The organism is Lacimonas salitolerans (assembly GCF_042677865.1).
Taxonomy (GTDB): domain Bacteria; phylum Pseudomonadota; class Alphaproteobacteria; order Rhodobacterales; family Rhodobacteraceae; genus Lutimaribacter; species Lutimaribacter salitolerans.
Map to the genome: position 1 here is coordinate 1 of NZ_JBHUDD010000047.1, position 18,902 is coordinate 18,902.

Annotated in this window: 17 protein-coding genes and 1 tRNA gene; 12 read left to right on the top strand and 6 right to left on the bottom strand. The window is 64.8% G+C overall.

Translation table 11 applies throughout. The annotated features are described in order from the left end of the window. Positions 1-157: 157 nt before the first annotated feature. Positions 158-243: transfer RNA gene (locus ACFTOW_RS07155), tRNA-Leu, on the bottom strand. A 144-nt stretch (positions 244-387) separates the two neighbouring features. Here ACFTOW_RS07155 and ACFTOW_RS07160 point away from each other — a divergent pair. Continuing rightward, positions 388-1,368 (top strand): complex I NDUFA9 subunit family protein, encoded by a 981-nt coding sequence (locus tag ACFTOW_RS07160; RefSeq protein WP_379914379.1) that lies wholly within the window; start codon positions 388-390, stop codon positions 1,366-1,368. Here the strand turns inward: ACFTOW_RS07160 and ACFTOW_RS07165 are convergent, their stop codons facing one another. Then, entirely contained in the window at positions 1,369-2,172 is an 804-nt protein-coding gene (locus ACFTOW_RS07165) for an undecaprenyl-diphosphate phosphatase (protein ID WP_379914380.1), read from the bottom strand. 221 nt (positions 2,173-2,393) lie between these two features. On the opposite strand from ACFTOW_RS07165, the gene ACFTOW_RS07170 reads away from it, so the two are divergent. The 6 genes from ACFTOW_RS07170 to queG all read left to right on the top strand — a co-directional run bounded on the left by ACFTOW_RS07170 (position 2,394) and on the right by queG (position 11,760). Then, positions 2,394-3,836, top strand: coding sequence for an NAD(P)-dependent oxidoreductase (locus tag ACFTOW_RS07170; RefSeq protein WP_379914381.1), 1,443 nt, complete (start codon positions 2,394-2,396; stop codon positions 3,834-3,836). Positions 3,837-3,954: 118 nt separating this feature from the next. Beyond that, a complete protein-coding gene (locus tag ACFTOW_RS07175; RefSeq protein ID WP_379914382.1) occupies positions 3,955-4,512 on the top strand; it encodes a hypothetical protein in 558 nt (185 codons plus the stop codon). A gap of 15 nt (positions 4,513-4,527) precedes the next feature. Beyond that, positions 4,528-9,057, top strand: a complete 4,530-nt coding sequence (gene gltB / locus ACFTOW_RS07180; RefSeq protein WP_379914383.1) for a glutamate synthase large subunit — start codon at positions 4,528-4,530, stop codon at positions 9,055-9,057. 94 nt (positions 9,058-9,151) lie between these two features. Further along, entirely contained in the window at positions 9,152-9,901 is a 750-nt protein-coding gene (mtgA, locus tag ACFTOW_RS07185; protein WP_379914384.1) for a monofunctional biosynthetic peptidoglycan transglycosylase, read from the top strand. Between the two features lie 65 nt (positions 9,902-9,966). Beyond that, the gene (gene fzlA / locus ACFTOW_RS07190) at positions 9,967-10,632 is read left to right on the top strand and encodes an FtsZ-binding protein FzlA (RefSeq protein WP_379914385.1); all 666 of its coding nucleotides are present in this window, start codon (positions 9,967-9,969) and stop codon (positions 10,630-10,632) included. Positions 10,633-10,728: 96 nt separating this feature from the next. Further along, positions 10,729-11,760, top strand: coding sequence for a tRNA epoxyqueuosine(34) reductase QueG (gene queG / locus ACFTOW_RS07195; protein ID WP_379914386.1), 1,032 nt, complete (start codon positions 10,729-10,731; stop codon positions 11,758-11,760). Here the strand turns inward: queG and ACFTOW_RS07200 are convergent. Both ACFTOW_RS07200 and rbfA read right to left on the bottom strand, forming a co-directional pair. After that, complete coding sequence (locus ACFTOW_RS07200) at positions 11,757-12,500, bottom strand: phosphodiester glycosidase family protein (RefSeq protein ID WP_379914387.1); 744 nt, start codon at positions 12,498-12,500, stop codon at positions 11,757-11,759. The two genes, queG and ACFTOW_RS07200, sit on opposite strands and share 4 nt — an antisense overlap. Continuing rightward, positions 12,497-12,916 carry a 30S ribosome-binding factor RbfA gene (rbfA, locus tag ACFTOW_RS07205; RefSeq protein ID WP_379914388.1) on the bottom strand — a complete coding sequence of 140 codons (420 nt, stop codon included), beginning with the start codon at positions 12,914-12,916 and terminating at the stop codon, positions 12,497-12,499. The genes ACFTOW_RS07200 and rbfA overlap by 4 nt, the downstream gene beginning before the upstream one ends. 83 nt (positions 12,917-12,999) lie before the next feature. Here rbfA and dapB point away from each other — a divergent pair, with 83 nt between their 5' ends. After that, the gene (gene dapB / locus ACFTOW_RS07210; RefSeq protein ID WP_379914389.1) at positions 13,000-13,809 is read left to right on the top strand and encodes a 4-hydroxy-tetrahydrodipicolinate reductase; all 810 of its coding nucleotides are present in this window, start codon (positions 13,000-13,002) and stop codon (positions 13,807-13,809) included. A gap of 72 nt (positions 13,810-13,881) precedes the next feature. Further along, a complete protein-coding gene (locus ACFTOW_RS07215; RefSeq protein ID WP_379914390.1) occupies positions 13,882-14,241 on the top strand; it encodes a dihydrodipicolinate reductase in 360 nt (119 codons plus the stop codon). 12 nt (positions 14,242-14,253) lie between these two features. Here ACFTOW_RS07215 and ACFTOW_RS07220 read toward each other — a convergent pair whose 3' ends face one another. Further along, positions 14,254-14,436: a DUF1674 domain-containing protein gene (locus tag ACFTOW_RS07220; RefSeq protein WP_379914391.1), complete on the bottom strand. Its 183-nt coding sequence runs from the start codon at positions 14,434-14,436 to the stop codon at positions 14,254-14,256. A 65-nt stretch (positions 14,437-14,501) separates the two neighbouring features. On the opposite strand from ACFTOW_RS07220, the gene ACFTOW_RS07225 reads away from it, so the two are divergent. The 3 genes from ACFTOW_RS07225 (at position 14,502) to preA (ending at position 18,568) form a co-directional block, all read left to right on the top strand. Continuing rightward, positions 14,502-15,761 carry an RsmB/NOP family class I SAM-dependent RNA methyltransferase gene (locus ACFTOW_RS07225; RefSeq protein WP_379914392.1) on the top strand — a complete coding sequence of 420 codons (1,260 nt, stop codon included), beginning with the start codon at positions 14,502-14,504 and terminating at the stop codon, positions 15,759-15,761. Between the two features lie 170 nt (positions 15,762-15,931). After that, a complete protein-coding gene (locus ACFTOW_RS07230; RefSeq protein ID WP_379914393.1) occupies positions 15,932-17,260 on the top strand; it encodes an NAD(P)-dependent oxidoreductase in 1,329 nt (442 codons plus the stop codon). A 3-nt stretch (positions 17,261-17,263) separates the two neighbouring features. Continuing rightward, entirely contained in the window at positions 17,264-18,568 is a 1,305-nt protein-coding gene (preA, locus tag ACFTOW_RS07235; RefSeq protein ID WP_379914394.1) for an NAD-dependent dihydropyrimidine dehydrogenase subunit PreA, read from the top strand. Between the two features lie 73 nt (positions 18,569-18,641). On the opposite strand, the gene ACFTOW_RS07240 is transcribed toward preA, so the two are convergent. Then, positions 18,642-18,878 carry a hypothetical protein gene (locus ACFTOW_RS07240; RefSeq protein WP_379914395.1) on the bottom strand — a complete coding sequence of 79 codons (237 nt, stop codon included), beginning with the start codon at positions 18,876-18,878 and terminating at the stop codon, positions 18,642-18,644. Positions 18,879-18,902: the final 24 nt, after the last annotated feature.

Here is an 18,902-nt window from a genome sequence, read left to right on the forward strand (position 1 = left end):
CGTTCTCATCCTGATTGACGCTGGATTCTCAGCCTGTTTGTCGCGCGGCAGTGGGCCAGCCGTTCGGAACTGTGTGGCAGTTTGTGTGGCAGTTTCTGAGAGGGACAACAAAAAACCCTCGAAAACCGATGTTTTCAAGGGTTTTTGGGGTTGACTTTGGTGCCCAGGAGAGGACTCGAACCTCCACGGCCTTGCGGCCACTGGCACCTGAAGCCAGCGCGTCTACCATTCCGCCACCTGGGCAGGTGTCGTGAGGAGGGCGTTTAGACTCGCGCCGCCGCACTGTCAACGGCGATTCTGGGGATTTCTTTCAATCTGCCCTATCGTCTTGTTCCGCGTCGTTTATGGCGCTACTTACCATACAGATTTCATGTGCCGGAGGCAAAGATGTCGAAACTTGTCACCATCTATGGCGGCTCGGGGTTCGTGGGGCGCTATATCGCCCGGCGGCTGGCCAATGCGGGCTGGCGCGTGCGTGTGGCGGTGCGCCGTCCCAACGAAGCGATGCATGTCAAACCCTACGGCACGCCGGGGCAGGTCGAGCCTGTGTTCTGCAACATCCGCGACGATGCCAGCGTGCGGGCGGTCCTGCAGGGGTCCGATGCGGTCGTGAACTGCGTGGGCACGTTCGATGCCGGCGGCAAGAACAATTTCGACGCGGTGCAGGATCAGGGGGCCACGCGCATCGCCCGCATCGCCGCCGAAGAGGGCGTTGCCCGGATGGTGCATATCTCGGCGATCGGTGCGGATGCCGAAGCCCCCAGCCGCTATGGCCGGACCAAGGCGGCGGGCGAGGCGGGTGTGCTGAAACACATGCCGGGTGCCCTGATCCTGCGTCCGTCGGTCGTCTTCGGGGCCGAGGATGCGTTTTTCAACCGGTTTGCGAAAATGGCGACCTCGACACCGGTTTTGCCGCTCGTCGGGGCGGGCACAAGGTTCCAGCCCGTCTATGTCGACGACGTGGCCGCAGCAGCCGTCATGGGCGTCGAAGGGCAGGCCAGCGGCGTCTATGAACTGGGTGGGCCGGACGTGCGCAGCTTTCGCGAGCTGATGCAGGAAATGCTTGGCGTGATCCAGCGCCGCAAGCTGATCGTGAACATGCCCTTCTGGGTGGCGGGGCTGATGGCGTTCGGGCTGGACATGCTGCAATCGCTGACCGGCGGTTTGCTCCACAACAGCATGATCACCCGCGATCAGGTCAAAAGTCTGCGGGTGGACAATGTCGTGTCCAAGGACGCCAGGGGCTTTGCCGATCTGGGTATCTCGCCGATGGCCACCGAGGCTGTCTTGCCCGAGTATCTGTGGCCTTTTCGCCAGTCCGGGCAATACGCGGCGATCAAGAAATCGGCGGGGAACCTGCGGGGCTGATCAGGTGTACCCGATCCACAGAAGCACCATACCCAGCACGACGCGGTAGATCACGTAGGGCGTAAAGCTGACCGCACGCAACAGGCGCATCATCAGCGCCAGTGCCAACAGCGCTGCGACAAAGGCAAAGACCGCAGCGATCGCGCCATCGCGGGCGGCCTGAACATCGGCGGTTGCAGCGACCTCGACCCCCAGGACCATGCCGCTGGCGATGATCACAGGGATCGACATCAGCATGGCGATCTTGGCGCCGTCGTGCCGGTCATATCCCAGCATCCGTGCCGCCGTGATCGTGATGCCCGAACGCGAGACTCCGGGGATCAGCGCAACCGCCTGCCACAGGCCCATCCTGACGGCGTCGGACATGGTCCAGTCGGCCTGCGTCTTTGCGGTCGTGCCGCGCTGATCGGCCCAGTACAGCAGCAGCCCGAACAGCAGCATGGTCCAGCCGATCACCGTGACGCTGCGCATGGCGTCGTCCAGCCCGGTCAGCTTCAGCAGCAGGCCGAAGATCACCGCCGGGATCGTCGCCACGATCAGCAACAGGGCCAGCCGCGCGCCCGGCGTGTCGGCGCGGCCTGTCAGCAGCCTTGGCAGCCCTGCCAGCGCGCCGCGCACGTCGGGCCAGAAATACAGGATCACCGCCAGCAAGGTGCCAAGATGGACGGCCACGTCGATCGCCTGTCCCTGATCCGCCAGTCCAGTGAGATTCGGCAACAGGATCAGGTGCCCGGACGAGGAAATCGGCAAAAACTCGGTGATGCCCTGCACGACGGCGACAAGAAAGATGTGAAACAGGGTCATTGCTGCGGTCCCGCGTTTGGTTGACCTTTGCTAACGACCCTTGAAACAAAGGGAAAGCCCACTTATAGGTCCGTATCGGACATAAATCAGACCGTTTTCATGTCGCGCGGCAGCGCGTCGCACAAAAAAAGTGTAAAATAGGTCAGCATGTGTGACTTTTATTTCATTTCGAACTGAAATATACCATCGCGACTGAATGGAATCTTAGCGGAGGCTTTCCCTTGGCCCAGCAACCGATGTTGAAATTTACGTCCATCCCCCGCGACATGCCCGAAAAGCGTGCCGCAGAAGAGCGCAGGACTGATTTCCACGAGATTTACGCCGAGTACGCTGCCGCCAAGGCCGCCGAGCAATCTGCGCGGTGCAGCCAGTGTGGCGTGCCCTATTGCCAGTCGCATTGCCCGCTGCACAACAACATCCCCGACTGGCTGAAACTGACGGCGACGGGCCGTCTGCAAGAGGCGTATGAACTGAGCCAGGCTACCAACACCTTCCCCGAGATCTGTGGCCGCATCTGCCCGCAGGATCGCCTGTGCGAAGGCAATTGCGTGATCGAGCAGTCGGGCCACGGCACCGTGACCATCGGTGCGGTCGAGAAATACATCACCGACACCGCTTGGGACAAAGGCTGGGTCAAGCCGATCAGCCCCGCGCAGGAGCGCCCCGAGAGCGTGGGCATCATCGGGGCCGGTCCCGGCGGGCTGGCGGCGGCGGATGTGCTGCGCCGTGCCGGCGTGCAGGTCACGGTCTATGACCGCTATGACCGCGCGGGCGGGTTGATGACCTATGGCATCCCCGGCTTCAAGCTGGAGAAGGACGTGGTGATGCGCCGCAACGACCAGTTGGTTCAGGGCGGTGTTACCTTTGTGCTCAACTGCAACGTGGGCGAGGATATCGGTTTCGACGAAATCCGCGCGAAACATGATGCCGTGTTGATTGCAACGGGTGTGTATCAAAGCCGCGATCTGGGTGGACCGGGGGCCGGGGCAGAAGGCATCGTCAAGGCGCTGGACTATCTGACCGCATCCAACAGGGCCGCCAATTTCGGCGATTCCGTGCCGGAGTTCGAAAGCGGCGCCCTGAATGCGGCCGGCAAGAAGGTCGTCGTGATCGGCGGTGGCGACACCGCGATGGATTGCGTGCGCACGGCCATCCGGCAGGGTGCGACCAGCGTCAAATGCCTGTATCGCCGCGACCGGGCCAACATGCCCGGGTCGCAGCGCGAGGTGCAGAACGCCGAGGAAGAAGGCGTTGTCTTTGAATGGCTGACCGCGCCCAAGGGATTTACCGAAGCCGATGGTCAGGTCGCGGGCGTGCTGGTGCAGAAGATGCGGCTGGGCCAGCCGGATGCCACGGGGCGCCAGTCTCCTGAGCCTATCGAGGGCGCGGATTACGTCGAAGAGGCCGATCTGGTGATCAAGGCGCTGGGCTTCGAGCCTGAGGATCTGCCGAAGCTCTGGGGCGTCGATGGGCTGGAAGTGACCCGCTGGGGCACGGTCAAGGCCGAGTTCACCACCGGACAGACCGCGCTGGACGGCGTGTTTGCCGTGGGCGACATCGTGCGCGGCGCGTCACTGGTTGTCTGGGCGATCCGCGACGGGCGCGATGCGTCGCAGGCCATTCTGGACCACCTGAACCAATCTGCCGCCGTGGCCGCCGAATAGGCAAAAACGGCGATACACAAACCATGCAAATCCCATGCACATGTCATGCGTGGGCAGATCGCAAGGCCGGACAGGCACATGTCAGCAAGACTGACATAACCGAGGAGAGGGCGAGATGATGAGGCACACCCGCTTGGCCGCCGGTCTGGCAGCGCCGGGTCTGATGGTCGCTTCGGTTCCGGCAGTGGCGCAGGAGTCGCCCTATGCCGGGATGGACGCGCGCGAGATTGCCAGCCTGTCGCAGGCGGATGTCGACGCCATTCTGGCCGGTCAGGGCTGGGGGCTGGCGCTGCCGGCCGAACTGGGTGGCTATCCCGGCCCGCTGCATGTGCTGGAACTGGCCGATGCGTTGGAGCTGTCCGATGCGCAGCGTGCCGAGGTGCAGGCTGTTTACGACGCCATGAAGGTCGAGGCGCAGACCGCGGGCCGCGCCTATGTCGAGGCAGAAGCGATGCTGAGTCACATGTTCAAGGCCGGGCACGCGTCGCCACAACGGCTGGAAATGATGCTGGGGCAATCTGCCGATGCGCTGGCCGATCTGCGGGCGGTGCATCTGCGGGCGCACCTAGAGGTGACTCCGGTCCTGAGTGACGCACAGAAAGAAGTTTATGCGCGCGAGCGCGGGTATGGCGGGGGGCATGGCGACGCTGATCACAGCGGCCATGCCAACCACTGAACAGGAGGTCAGACAATGACAAGATTTGATGCCGATTGGGCGCGCCGCGAAGACGCCAAGCGCAAGTGGATGGCCGAGAACGGCCTGTATTCCGAGGCAGAGGAAAAGGCCAGCTGTGGCGTCGGTCTGGCCGTGTCGATCGATGGCAAGCCCAGCCGCAAGGTGGTCGAGAACGGGATCAACGCGCTGAAAGCGATCTGGCACCGCGGCGCGGTGGATGCCGATGGAAAGACCGGCGATGGCGCGGGCATCCATCTGCAGATCCCCGTCGCGTTCTTTTATGACCAGATCGAGCGGACCGGCCACACCCCCCGCAAGGACGAGCTGATGGCGGTGGGGCAGGTGTTTCTGCCGCGCACCAACTTTGGCGCGCAGGAGACCTGCCGGACCATCGTGGAAACCGAAGTGCTGCGCATGGGCTATTACATCTATGGCTGGCGGCATGTTCCGGTGAACATCAGCGTTCTTGGGGAAAAGGCTAACGCCACCCGCCCCGAGATCGAGCAGATCCTGATCTCGAACACCAAAGGCACGGATGAAGAGACGTTCGAGCGCGAACTGTACGTGATCCGACGCCGGATCGAAAAGGCCGCTGCGGCGGCGGGCATCGGCAACCTGTATCTGGCGTCGCTGTCGTGCCGGTCGATCATCTACAAGGGGATGATGCTGGCCGAGCAGGTGTCCGAGTTCTATCCCGACCTGCAAGACGAGCGGTTCGTGTCGGCCTTTGCGATCTATCACCAGCGGTACAGCACCAACACGTTCCCGCAGTGGTGGCTGGCCCAGCCGTTCCGCATGCTGGCCCATAACGGCGAGATCAACACGCTGAAGGGCAACACCAACTGGATGAAAAGCCACGAAATCCGCATGGCCAGCGCCGCGTTCGGTGACATGGCCGAGGATATCAAGCCGATCATCCAACCCGGAAGCTCGGATTCCGCCGCGCTGGATTCGGTGTTCGAGGTGCTGGTGCGGGCGGGGCGGAATGCGCCCATGGCCAAGACCATGCTGATCCCCGAAAGCTGGTCCAAGCAGGCGGTGGAACTGCCGCAGGCGTGGATCGACATGTATTCCTACTGCAACAGCGTGATGGAGCCGTGGGACGGCCCCGCGGCGCTGGCGATGACCGATGGCCGCTGGGTCTGTGCCGGGCTGGACCGCAACGGGCTGCGGCCCATGCGCTATGTCATCACCGGCGACGGGATGCTGATTGCGGGCTCCGAGGCCGGGATGGTTCCGGTGGACGAGGCGACGGTCAAGGAAAAGGGCGCGCTGGGGCCGGGGCAGATCCTGGCCGTGGATATGGCCGAGGGCGCGCTTTATCACGACACCGAGATCAAGGACAAACTGGCCGCAAGCCAGCCCTTTGGCGAATGGGTCGGCAAGATTGTCGAACTGGATGACGAACTGGCCAAGGTGACGGAAAAGCCGCTGTTCCGGGGCGATGACCTGCGCCGCCGCCAGATCGCGGCGGGCTATACCATCGAGGAACTGGAGCAGATCCTGTCGCCCATGGTCGAGGACGCCAAGGAGGCGCTGGCCTCGATGGGGGATGACACGCCCAGTGCGGTGCTGTCCAAGCAGTATCGCCCGCTGTCGCATTTCTTTCGGCAAAATTTCAGTCAGGTGACGAATCCACCGATCGACTCCTTGCGTGAATTCCGGGTGATGAGCCTGAAGACGCGGTTCGGCAACCTGAAGAACGTGCTGGACGAAAGCAGCAGCCAGACCGAGATCATCGTGCTGGACAGCCCGTTTCTGGGCAACGCGCAATGGGATCGGGTGCGGCAGGCGTTCAATGCCGACATGATGGAGATCGACTGTACCTTTGCCAGCGGGCCGAATGCCTTGCAGGCGGTGCTGGAGCGTATCCGCGCCGAAGCCGAGGATGCCGTGCGCAGCGGTGCGGGCCATCTGGTGCTGACCGATCAGCATCAGGGCACCGACCGCGTGGCGATGCCGATGATCCTGGCGACAAGTGCGGTGCATTCGCATCTGACGCGCAAGGGCTTGCGGACCTTTTGCAGTCTGAATGTGCGATCGGCCGAATGTATCGACCCGCATTACTTTGCCGTGCTGATCGGCTGCGGGGCCACCACGGTCAACGCCTATCTGGCCGAGGATTCCATCGCCGACCGGATCGACCGGGGCCTGCTGGACGGGCCGCTGACCGAGGCCATGGCGCGCTATCGCGAGGCGATTGATCAGGGTCTGTTGAAAATCATGGCCAAGATGGGGATTTCTGTCGTGTCCTCCTATCGTGGCGGGCTGAATTTCGAGGCCGTAGGCCTGAGCCGTGCGATGTGCGCCGAGTTCTTCCCCGGCATGACCAGCCGGATCAGCGGCATCGGGGTCAGCGGTATCCAGAAGAAGGCCGAAGAGGTGCACGCGCGCGGCTGGCTGTCGGATGCGGTGATGCCGATCGGTGGCTTCTACAAGGCGCGCAAGTCCGGCGAGACGCATGCCTGGGGTGCGCAGTCGATGCACATGATGCAGATGGCCTGCAACAAGGCCAGCTATCAAATGTGGAAGCAGTATTCGGCCAAGATGCAGAGCAACCCGCCGATCCACCTGCGCGATCTGCTGGCGATCAAGCCGCTGGGCGATGCGATTCCGCTGGAAGAGGTGGAGAGCATCACCAGCATCCGCAAGCGGTTCGTCACCCCGGGGATGAGCCTTGGCGCGCTGTCGCCCGAGGCGCACAAGACGCTGAACGTGGCGATGAACCGGATCGGGGCCAAGTCGGACAGCGGCGAAGGTGGCGAAGACCCGGCGCATTTCGTGCCCGAGCCGAATGGCGACAACCCGTCGGCCAAGATCAAGCAGGTGGCGTCGGGGCGCTTTGGCGTGACCGCCGAATACCTGAACCAGTGCGAAGAGCTGGAGATCAAGGTGGCGCAGGGGGCCAAGCCCGGCGAGGGTGGGCAGTTGCCCGGCATGAAGGTCACCGACCTGATCGCGCGGCTGCGCCATTCGACCAAGGGTGTCACGCTGATCTCCCCTCCGCCGCATCACGACATCTACAGCATCGAGGATCTGGCACAGCTGATCTATGACCTGAAGCAGATCAACCCGCGCTGCAAGGTGACGGTCAAGCTGGTGGCCAGCAGCGGTGTCGGCACGATTGCCGCCGGTGTGGCCAAGGCCAAGGCGGATATCATCCTGATCTCGGGGCACAATGGTGGCACCGGGGCCAGCCCGGCGACCAGCATCAAATATGCCGGTCTGCCGTGGGAAATGGGCCTGACCGAGGCGCATCAGGTTCTGAGCATGAACAACCTGCGCGACCGGATCACCCTGCGCACCGATGGCGGCCTGCGCACCGGGCGCGACATTGTCATGGCCGCAATGCTGGGCGCCGAGGAGTATGGCATCGGCACCGCCGCCCTGATCGCGATGGGCTGCATCATGGTGCGCCAGTGCCAGAGCAATACCTGCCCCGTGGGCGTCTGCACGCAGGACGAAGACCTGCGCGCCAAGTTCACCGGAAACGCCGACAAGGTGGTGAACCTGATCACCTTCTACGCGCAGGAGGTGCGCGAGATTCTGGCCAGCATCGGCGCGCGCAGTCTGGATGACGTGATCGGCCGGGCCGACCTGCTGACGCAGGTCAGCCGGGGGTCGGCGCATCTGGATGATCTGGATCTGAACCCGATGCTGATCACCGTCGATGGGGCGGCCGACATCGTCTATGACCGCAACAAGCCGCGCAACGAGGTGCTGGATACGCTGGACGCCGAAATCGTGCGCGATGCCGCGCGATTCCTTGAGGATGGCGAGAAGATGCAGCTGCAATATGCGGTGCAGAATACCCATCGCAGCGTCGGCACGCGGGTCAGCAGCCATATCGTGCGGCGGTTCGGGATGCGCAATTCGCTGCAACCCGATCACCTGATCGTCAAGCTGAACGGCAGCGCCGGGCAGTCGTTGGGCGCGTTCCTGGCACCGGGCCTGAAGATCGAGGTGTCGGGCGATGCCAACGATTACGTCGGCAAGGGCCTGTCGGGCGGAATCATCGTGGTGCGCCCGCCGATGGCCAGCCCGCTGGTCGCCAGCGAGAACACGATCATCGGCAATACGGTTCTGTATGGGGCCACGGCGGGCTATCTGTTTGCCGCCGGCCGCGCGGGCGAGCGGTTCGCCGTGCGCAACTCGGGCGCGTCGGTTGTGGTCGAGGGCTGCGGCAGCAACGGTTGCGAATACATGACCGGTGGTGTGGCGGTGATCCTGGGCCAGATCGGGGCCAACTTTGGCGCCGGCATGACCGGTGGCATGGCCTATCTCTACGATCCCAAAGGTGCTTCTGCGCCGCTGATGAACAAGGAAACGCTGGTGACCTGTCCTGTCACGGTCGAGCACTGGCAGGCGCAGCTCAAAGGGCTGATCGAGCAGCATCTGGCGGAAACCGGCAGCCGCAAGGCCGCCGATATCCTGCAGCACTGGGAGGCCGAGCGCGGCAATTTCGTGCAGGTCTGTCCCAAGGAGATGCTGAACAAGATTCCGCATCCCCTGATGCTGGAGCAGGGCGCGATCCCGGCGGAGTGACCGATGCGAAGGGCGGGTGCATGGCATCCGCCCTTTTGCATTTTGCGCAAACGGCGCTTTGCACAGCACACGAGCCTGCCGTATATCTGCGGCCATGGCGCGGGCAAAATCATCCAGAAAGACCAAGGCGAGGGATACGAGCCTGAGGGCCGCGTTTCGCGATGCGCGTCCGCGTCCGGTGCGTTGGCTGCTGCGCTGGTCCTTGCGCGCCGTTCTGCTGGCGGCGGTTCTGGCCGGGTTGTGGGTGCTGGCCTACAAGGTGATCAACCCGCCGACCACGCCCTATATCATGCAGGAAACCCGCCGGCTGGGCGCGGTCGACCGGATCTGGGTGCCGATGGGGTCGATCGCGCCGGTGATGGCGCGCAGCGCCGTGGCGGCCGAGGATGCCAATTTCTGCCTGCATTGGGGGTTCGACATGGTCGCGATCCGTGCCGCGCTGGAGGATGGGGCGGTGCGCGGGGCCTCGACCATCTCTCAGCAGGTGGTCAAGAACGCCTTTCTGTGGCAGGGCCGCAACTGGTCGCGCAAGGCGCTGGAGGGCATCCTGACCCCGGTGGTCGAGGCCACATGGTCCAAGCGCCGGATACTGGAAGTTTATCTCAACATCATCGAGTTCGACGAAGGCGTGTTCGGCATCGAGGCCGCGGCGCGGCATTATTTTGACGTCGGCCCCGAGGCGCTGAGCGCGGTGCAGGCGGCGCGGCTGGCCGCGGTGCTGCCCAACCCCAAGGCGCGCGATGCCGCGCAGCCGACGCCGAACCTGCGCCGCCGCGCCGCCGGCATCATGGACGGGGCGGAGACGATCCGCCGGGATGGGCGGGCTGCCTGTTTCGAGGATTGAAATTCCCTGTCCCAGCGTGCATGCAGGGATACGTTTTCACCGCATGACTGAATGAGACCGCCCCGATGGCCCGATTGTATCACGTTCCCCTTTCGCCTTATTGCCGCAAGGTGCGGCTGGTTCTGGCCGAGAAGAAGATCGAGTGCGAGCTGGTCGAGGAACGCTATTGGGAGCAGAGCCCGGATTTCCTGCGCCGCAATCCTGCCGGCAAGGTGCCGGTGCTGAAGATCGACGGCAAGACCATGTCGGAAAGCACGCCGATCTGCGAATGGCTGGACGAGGTCTATCCGCAGCCCGCACTGATCCCGCGCGACACCGATGCGCGCTATGAGGTGCGGCGGCTGGTGGCGTGGTTCGACGACAAGTTCCATTCGGAAGTGACCAGCAAGCTGGTCTATGAGCGGGTGAACAAGAAGGTGATGAAGCTGGGCTTTCCCGACAGCGGCAACGTGAAATCCGGGGCGCGGGCGGTGAAGTACCATCTGGATTACATGGCGTGGCTGCTGGACCGGCGGCGCTGGCTGGCGGGGGATGTGATGACGCTGGCGGATTTCGCTGCTGCCGCGCATCTGTCGTCGCTGGATTACATCAGCGATGTTGACTGGAACCGCAGTGACGTGGTCAAGGACTGGTACGCCAAGATCAAGTCGCGCCCGGCCTTCCGCAGCATCCTGGCCGACCAGGTGCCAGGGTTCCCGCCGCCGCCACACTATGCCGATCTGGATTTCTGAGGCGGTTGCGCGGGCTGTCGCCCGCGCCAAGGCAGGGGGGCGTTGCCCCCCCGTCGCTGCGCGACTCCCCCCAGGATATTTGGGGAGAGAGGAAACATGAAGGATGATCTGAAAACCCGGTTGGTGGCGCAGGCGCGCGCGGAAGGGTTCGATCTGACGCGGGTGTGCCGACCGGATGCGGTGGGACATGTGCCCGCGCGGTTGGCCGAGTTTCTGGCCAAAGGCTATCACGGGCAGATGGCGTGGCTGGCGGACCGGGCCGCGTGGAGGGGCGATCCGGCGGCGCTGTGGCCCGAGGCGCGATCGGTGATCGTGCTGGGCGAGAGCTACACGCCTGACGATGATCCGATGGCCGGGCTGGCACGGCGGGATCGGGGGGTGATCTCGGTCTATGCGCGGGGGAGCGATTATCACGACCTGGTCAAGAAGCGGCTGAAGCGGCTGGCGCGGTGGCTGATCGCCGAGGCAGGCGGCGAGGTGAAGGTGTTCGTGGACACGGCACCGGTGCCCGAAAAGCCGCTGGGGCAGGCGGCGGGGCTGGGGTGGCAGGGCAAGCATACCAACCTGGTCAGCCGCGATCTGGGCAGCTGGTTCTTTATCGGGTCGGTCTTTACCACGCTGGAGATTTCCCCGGACGCGCCCGAGACGGATCATTGCGGGTCGTGTCGGGCCTGCCTGGATGTCTGTCCGACCGATGCCTTTCCGGCCCCTTACCAGCTGGACGCGCGGCGCTGCATTTCCTATCTGACGATCGAGCACAAGGGGCCGGTGGCGCCCGAGTTGCGCGCGAAGATGGGCAACCGGATCTATGGCTGTGACGACTGCCTGGCGGTCTGCCCCTGGAACAAGTTTGCCGCCGAGGCGCGCGAAATCCGCTATGCCGCGCGCGACGGCATGGTGGAGCCTGCGCTGGCCGAGCTGGCGGCGCTGGATGACGCGGCGTTCCGGCAGCGGTTTTCCGGCAGCCCGATCAAGCGGATCGGCCGCGACAGGTTCGTGCGCAACGTGCTGTATGCCATCGGCAATTCCGGCGACCTGGCGTTGCGGGCCGTGGCGCAGGGGCTGGTGGATGATGCTGACCCTACGGTGGCGGATGCGGCGCGCTGGGCAGCCGCGCGACTGGCCTAGCCTGTCGGTTCGACCACGCCGACGATCGGCCCCATGCGAAAGCCGGGGTCCGAGCGGTTCATCCCCGGCGCGTGCAGGCGCGAGATGTTGCCATCGAAATACAGCGCGTTGGGTGTGCCAAGGCCATCGCGGAACAGGCGTCCGAACTCGTGAAAGGTGACCGCCGCGTCGGACATCACGAAATGCGCGGTGCGGCCATCGGCGCTGGTGCCCACGCCGTTGCGGACATAGCGCGAGGTGCTGTCGGGCAGAAAGCGCGGGTGCAGCGCGCCGTCGATCACCAGCATCGGGCCGGATTGGGTGGCATGGCGGCAGGCGGGGCTGCGGGCGACAAAGTCCTCGGTCTCGATCACGTCGGCGCGGCCCTGCGCGATGCAAAACACGCCGTTGGGCAGCAGTCCGAAATTTCCCGGCCCGGCGGCGGTGACGACGCGCATCTGTTCCTGACCGTCCTCGACATAATGGCCCACCGGGCTGCGGTCGCTGTGATACATCCCGGCGTTCATCGCAAAGGCCAGTCGCAGCCCCTGACCGGCCAGCGCCCGGTCCAGTGCGTTGAAATGGCTGTAGGGTGTGCCGTCCGGCGCGGTCAGGAACAGGCGCAGATCCTGCGCGCCCGTATCGACGGTGCAGACCGTGTAGCGTTTGCCATCATGCTCGACCGGGCGGCATTCGACAGCGTGGGCCGTGGTTGCGGCGAACAGCGCCAGCGCGCCGAACAAGGCCGCGCGCAGGCTCATGGCTCGTCCGGGGTGTCGGTGTCGGGCTCGATATCGCGGCGCACGTTGTCTTGCGAGAACAGGCGGCGGGTTTCATCCAGCCGGTCGAATGTCTCGTCCAGCTGGAACCGCAGGTCGGGGGTGTATTTCAGCCCGACCTTCTTGCCGATCATGCGCTGCAACTCGCCCTTGTTGCGGGCCAGCAGTTTCAGCGTATCCTCGGACCCGTTGCCGCCCAGGGGCAGCACATAGGCGGTGGCGATGCGCAGGTCGGGTGAGGTTGTCACCTCGCCCACGGTGATCGACAGCCGGTTCAGCTCGGGGTCGTGGATATCGCCGCGCGCCAGCACCTCGGAGAGCGAGCGTCGGATCACCTCGCCCACGCGCAACTGGCGTTGGCTGGGGCCGGGACCATCATTGAATTTGTTCTTTGCCATGCACAGGCATTTAAGGGTTTGCCTTGGCTTTGCCAATGGGGGCTGCTTTGTTAAGGCTGCGCGAAATCATAGGAGCACTGGAAATGACAGATCTGCCGGGAATCGTGGTGACTGGGGCGTCGGGGCGCATGGGCCAGATGCTGATCCGCACTGTGCTGGACAGCCCGCGTGCGCGGCTGGTGGGCGTCGTGGAGCGGGCAGGCCATGACTGGGTCGGTCAGGACGTGGGCGTGGCGATGGGCGGCGCGCCCGTGGATCTGCATGTGACCGATGACGCGCTTGAGGCGTTTTCGCGCGCGCAGGCGGTGATTGATTTCACCGCGCCAGCCGCGACGGTGGAATTTGCAGGCATCGCGGCGCAGGCGCGGGCGGTGCATGTGATCGGCACGACCGGGCTGTCCGAGGACGATCTGGCCGCGATCGCGGCGGCGGCGCGCCATGCGGTGGTGGTGCGGGCCGGCAACATGAGCCTGGGCGTCAACCTGCTGGTGCAGCTGACGAAAAAGGTGGCTGCCGCGCTGGACGAGGATTTCGACATCGAGGTGATCGAGGCACATCACCGCCACAAGGTCGATGCGCCCTCGGGCACCGCGCTGATGCTGGGGCAGGCGGCGGCGGATGGGCGCGGCGTGTCGCTGGACGCTGTCAGCGACCGGGCCCGCGACGGCATGACGGGCGCGCGCAAGCGTGGCGATATCGGGTTTCACGCCATTCGCGGTGGGGACATCGTGGGCGAGCATGACGTCCTGTTCGCCGCCGAGGGCGAGCGGATCGTGCTGCGCCATGTGGCCACGGATCGCGCCGTGTTCGCGCGTGGCGCGCTGAAGGCGGCGTTGTGGGGGCAGGACAAGAAGCCCGGCGAATATGACATGGTGGATGTTCTGGGGCTGTAGCGCCGGGGAAAAGGGTGATCCGGAGGACGTGGTTTAACGTATCTTTCACGAGTTTCGCAAAGGATACGCGCCATGATCAGGATGATTTCCATATGTATCGGGCTGCTGCTGGCGGTCCCCGCCTGGGCCGAAGAGTTCCAGACCGTTCGTGACAGGGGCACGTTCCTGTCCATCGTGCAGGACAGGAATCTGAACATTCCGTTCTGGGGAATCAGGTTGGAGGTTCAGCCGGATGGCAGGATCAGGGGCGAGGCGCTGGGGCGTCCGGTATCGGGCATGTGGCAGTGGCAGGGCGATTACTTCTGCCGTGACCTTATGTGGGGCGAGCGTGATCTGGGTGCAAATTGCCAGGAGGTGAAGGTGCAGGGGCAAACCGTGCGCTTTACCTCGGACAGGGGTGAGGGGCGGTTCGCCGACCTGACCCTGCGCTGACGCCGGTCGCGATCAGAAATCGATCGCGATGCCCTTTTTCTCCCAATCGCCATAGCGCACAGGCTCGGGGCCATCGCGGCCTCCTAGCTCCTTGGGCATGGCGCTTGCCTCGGCTTCGGCCTTCTTGCGGCGCTCGGCGGCTTCGGCCAGGGCGCGCAGGGCGGCGGGGGGCAGGTCGGGATCGGTATCGGACATGACGGGTTCCTTTGGCTCTGTGCCCTTGATATACGCCGCAGGCCCCGCACAACAAGGTTGCCCTGATGTCCCAAGCTTCACCCGCCCGCCGCAGTGCCGTTTTCCTGCTGGATCAGATACTGGGCGAGGGGCGGCTGATGGCCGAACTGCCCGGCGCGCTGGAGCGGCTGGACCCTGCCGACCGTGCGCGCGCGCAGCGTCTGGCGCTGGATACCCTGCGGGGGATGGAGCGGGCCGATCGTCTGCTGGAGCCGCATCTGCGCAAGAACCCGCCGCTGCATGTGCGCAACATCCTGCGACTGGCCACGGACGAGATGTGCCGGGGCGGCGATGCGCATGGGGTGGTGAATGACGCGGTGGCGCTGACGGCGGCTGACAAGCGCGGCCAGCACATGAAGGGCATGGTCAATGCCGTGCTGCGCAAGATGGCCGATGCGGGGCCGGACTGGCAGAAGATTCGGGTGCCGCGCCTGCCGGAATGGTTGCGCGAACCGCTGGTTATGGCCTGGGGCGCGCAAGGCGTGACCGCGATGGAGGCGGCGCATTTCGCCGGTGCGGCGCTGGACATCACGGTAAAGGAGGACGCGCCTGGCTGGGCCGCGCGGCTGGGCGGCGTGGTGCTGCCAACGGGGTCGGTGCGACTTGCTGCGGCCGGGCAGGTGTCAGCCCTGCCGGGATTTGCCGAGGGCGCATGGTGGGTTCAGGATGCGGCCGCGGCCATTCCCGCGCGGCTGCTGGATGCGCAACCCGGCGAGGCGGTGCTGGACATGTGTGCGGCACCGGGTGGCAAGACCTTGCAGATGGCCGCCGCCGGTGCCGATGTGACCGCACTCGATATCTCCGAAGGCCGGTTGGCGCGGGTGCACGAGAATTTGGCGCGCACCGGATTGCGTGCGCAGGTGGTTGCAGGCGACGCGATGGCGCATGAGGACCAGTATGACGCGATCCTGCTGGATGCGCCCTGTTCGGCCACGGGCACGATTCGCCGCCACCCCGACCTGCCCCATGCCAAGGACGGTGCCGAGTTCGGCGCGTTGATCGACATGCAGGCGGCGATGCTGGATCATGCCCTGACGCTGTTGAAACCGGGCGGACGGCTGGTGTTCTGCACCTGCTCGCTGCTGCCGGACGAGGGCGAATGCCAGATCGACGAGGCGCTGGCGCGTTACCCCGGGCTGCGCGTGGATCGCGCGGCGCTGGACCGTCCGGGGCTTGATCCGGCGTGGCAGACCGAAGAGGGCGGATTGCGCCTGCGCCCGGATTACTGGCCCGATCTGGGCGGGATGGACGGCTTTTACATGGCGATGCTGCGGAAGGACCCGTGAAACGGCGTGCCGGGCCGACGCCATCTGACCCATTGCACAAATCTTGTGCGCGCGTCCGCCTGGCGGCGCATTTTGGTCGATCCGTAAATTTTACCGATTGATAAAAAATAGAATCGTGGAATACTCGCTCTCAACAAAGGCACCGAAAAGGCACCAACAGGAGAGACGGGATGGCAGCCAACGCGCTTACTCCCGGTATCGTCGCGGGGCGTCTGGCCCCCGCCGACTATGCCGAGCATTTTACCGACCTGCACCCAAGGCTGAGTGATCACGAGGCGCTTGTCGCCGCGGATCGCTGCTATTTCTGCCATGATGCGCCCTGCATCACGGCCTGTCCCACGGATATCGACATACCGCTGTTCATTCGGCAGATCGCCACCGGCACGCCCGAAGCCGCGGCGAAAACGATATTCGAGCAGAACATCCTGGGCGGCATGTGCGCCCGCGTCTGCCCGACCGAGACCCTGTGCGAAGAGGCCTGCGTGCGCGAACTGGCCGAGGGCAAGCCTGTCAAGATCGGCGAATTGCAGCGTTATGCCACGGACACACTGATGGCGGCGGGCGTGCATCCGTTCAGCCGCGCCGCGCCGACGGGTCGGCGGATTGCCGTTGTGGGCGCGGGTCCGGCAGGCCTTGCCTGCGCGCATCGGCTGGCGATGAAGGGGCATGACGTGGTGATGTTCGACGCCCGGCCCAAGGCGGGCGGGCTGAATGAATATGGCATCGCCGCCTACAAGACGCCCGGGGATTTCGCGCAGGCCGAGGTGGACTGGCTGTTGCGGATCGGCGGCATCACCGTCGAGAATGGCAAGGCGCTGGGGCGTGATCTGACCCTTGAGGCGCTGAAGTCCGAGTATGACGCCGTGTTCCTTGGCATCGGGCTGGGCGGGGTGAACGCCCTGAACGCCCCGGGCGAGGACAAGGCCGGTGTGCTGGACGCGGTGGATTTCATCGCCGATCTGCGGCAGGCGGGCGATCTGTCGGCCCTGCCCGTGGGGCGCGACGTGGTGGTGATCGGTGGCGGCATGACGGCGGTGGATGCGGCGGTGCAGGCCAAACTGCTGGGCGCGCTGAACGTGACGCTGGTCTATCGCCGGGGGCGCGAGCGGATGAACGCCAGCGTGTACGAGCAGGATCTGGCGGCCTCGAAGGGCGTGCGGATCATCACCAACGCCACGCCTGTTGCGGTGCATGGAAACGGCGCCGTGCGCGAGATCGAGTTCGAATACACCGATGACGCGCTGACCCCCACGGGCGAGCGGTTCCGGCTGGCTGCCGATCAGGTGTTCAAGGCCATCGGCCAGACGCTGACCGGCGATGGCCTGCCCGACCTGGAGGGGCGCAAGATCGCGATAACGGGAGCAGGCCGCACCAGCCTGCCCGGCGTCTGGGCCGGGGGCGATTGTGCCAGCGGCGGCGATGATCTGACCGTGACGGCGGTGGCCGAAGGGCGCGATGCCGCCGAGGATATTCATGCAACATTGACGGCGGAGGGCTGAGCCATGGCCGATCTGACGACGAATTTCATCGGGATCAAATCTCCCAACCCGTTCTGGCTGGCCTCGGCCCCGCCGACGGACAAGGAATACAACGTGCGCCGCGCCTTTGATGCCGGTTGGGGCGGTGTGGTCTGGAAGACGCTTGGCGAACCAGGGCCGCCCGTGGTGAACGTGAACGGCCCGCGCTATGGCGCGATCTGGGGCGCGGACCGGCGGTTGCTGGGGCTGAACAATATCGAACTGATCACCGATCGCCCGCTGGAGGTGAACCTGGAAGAGATCGCCCGGGTCAAGCGCGATTACCCCGACCACGCCATCGTGGTGAGCCTGATGGTGCCGGTGAACGAAGATGCGTGGAAAACCATCCTGGCCCGGGTCGAGGATACCGGCTGTGACGGTGTCGAGCTGAATTTCGGTTGTCCGCACGGGATGAGCGAGCGCGGCATGGGCAGCGCCGTGGGGCAGGTGCCCGAGTATGTGCAGCAGGTGACCGAGTGGTGCAAAACCCATTCCGACCTGCCGGTGATCGTGAAACTGACGCCGAACATCGCCGACATCCGCAAACCCGCGCAGGCGGCCAAGGATGGCGGCGCGGATGCGGTGAGCCTGATCAACACGATCAATTCGATCACCTCGGTCAACCTCGATCTGTTCGCGCCGGAACCCACGATTGACGGGCGCGGCGCGCATGGCGGCTATTGCGGGCCGGCGGTGAAACCCATCGCGCTGAACATGGTGGCCGAGATCGCGCGCACCCCGTCGCTGGCCGGTCTGCCGATTTCGGGCATCGGCGGTGTGACGACCTGGAAGGACGCGGCCGAGTTCATCGCGCTGGGGGCGGGCAATGTGCAGGTCTGCACGGCGGCGATGACCTATGGGTTCAAGATCGTGCAGGAAATGATCTCGGGCCTGTCGCAATACCTGGACGAAAAGGGCATGTCGTCTGTTGACGAGTTGGTGGGGCGCGCGGTGCCGAACCTGTCTGACTGGCAGCATCTGAACCTGAACTACGTCACCAAGGCGCGGATCGATCAGGACCTGTGCATCCAATGCGGTCGTTGCTATGCGGCCTGCGAGGACACTAGCCATCAGGCCATCGCGATGTCGCCCGAGCGGGTGTTCACGGTCAAGGACGACGAATGCGTGGCCTGCAACCTGTGCGTCAACGTCTGCCCGGTCGAGGATTGCATCACCATGGTCGAGATGCAGCCCGGTCAGGTTGATCCGCGCACCGGCAAGGTGGTCGAGGAGGCCTATGCCAACTGGACGACGCACCCCAACAACCCGGGGGCCTGCGCGGCGGAGTGACCGAGATTTTTCGTCCGAAAAATCTCGGGGGCGGCGTGCGCATCCGCGAGAAAATTCGGACGAATTTTCTCGCTCAGCAGATCACGCGCATCTGCCCGTCGTGGCAGATGATCAGGTATTGATCGCCGCATTCGATCAGGTGAAAGCCGCGCGCCTGCACCTCGGCCACCAGCGCCGCATAGCCGATTTCGCGATGCACATCGCGTTTCTTGCGGCGGATCAAGCCGCCGCTTTGCGCGGCCTTGGCCCCGAACAGGCGATTGCGCCAGCCGGGGTTATGCGGAGCGGGGATGGGATCATAGCGGGTCATGCCCGCAGACTGTGCCCCTCCCGG

What these genes read in the sequence shown, in the direction of transcription:
- ACFTOW_RS07160 (WP_379914379.1), top strand. Translation starts at nt 388, where the DNA reads ATGTCGAAACTTGTCACCATCTATGGCGGCTCGGGGTTCGTGGGGCGC.
- ACFTOW_RS07165 (WP_379914380.1), bottom strand. Translation starts at nt 2,172, where the DNA reads ATGACCCTGTTTCACATCTTTCTTGTCGCCGTCGTGCAGGGCATCACC.
- ACFTOW_RS07175 (WP_379914382.1), top strand. Translation starts at nt 3,955, where the DNA reads ATGAGGCACACCCGCTTGGCCGCCGGTCTGGCAGCGCCGGGTCTGATG.
- gltB (WP_379914383.1), top strand. Translation starts at nt 4,528, where the DNA reads ATGACAAGATTTGATGCCGATTGGGCGCGCCGCGAAGACGCCAAGCGC.
- mtgA (WP_379914384.1), top strand. Translation starts at nt 9,152, where the DNA reads ATGGCGCGGGCAAAATCATCCAGAAAGACCAAGGCGAGGGATACGAGC.
- fzlA (WP_379914385.1), top strand. Translation starts at nt 9,967, where the DNA reads ATGGCCCGATTGTATCACGTTCCCCTTTCGCCTTATTGCCGCAAGGTG.
- queG (WP_379914386.1), top strand. Translation starts at nt 10,729, where the DNA reads ATGAAGGATGATCTGAAAACCCGGTTGGTGGCGCAGGCGCGCGCGGAA.
- ACFTOW_RS07200 (WP_379914387.1), bottom strand. Translation starts at nt 12,500, where the DNA reads ATGAGCCTGCGCGCGGCCTTGTTCGGCGCGCTGGCGCTGTTCGCCGCA.
- rbfA (WP_379914388.1), bottom strand. Translation starts at nt 12,916, where the DNA reads ATGGCAAAGAACAAATTCAATGATGGTCCCGGCCCCAGCCAACGCCAG.
- dapB (WP_379914389.1), top strand. Translation starts at nt 13,000, where the DNA reads ATGACAGATCTGCCGGGAATCGTGGTGACTGGGGCGTCGGGGCGCATG.
- ACFTOW_RS07215 (WP_379914390.1), top strand. Translation starts at nt 13,882, where the DNA reads ATGATCAGGATGATTTCCATATGTATCGGGCTGCTGCTGGCGGTCCCC.
- ACFTOW_RS07220 (WP_379914391.1), bottom strand. Translation starts at nt 14,436, where the DNA reads ATGTCCGATACCGATCCCGACCTGCCCCCCGCCGCCCTGCGCGCCCTG.
- ACFTOW_RS07225 (WP_379914392.1), top strand. Translation starts at nt 14,502, where the DNA reads ATGTCCCAAGCTTCACCCGCCCGCCGCAGTGCCGTTTTCCTGCTGGAT.
- ACFTOW_RS07230 (WP_379914393.1), top strand. Translation starts at nt 15,932, where the DNA reads ATGGCAGCCAACGCGCTTACTCCCGGTATCGTCGCGGGGCGTCTGGCC.
- preA (WP_379914394.1), top strand. Translation starts at nt 17,264, where the DNA reads ATGGCCGATCTGACGACGAATTTCATCGGGATCAAATCTCCCAACCCG.
- ACFTOW_RS07240 (WP_379914395.1), bottom strand. Translation starts at nt 18,878, where the DNA reads ATGACCCGCTATGATCCCATCCCCGCTCCGCATAACCCCGGCTGGCGC.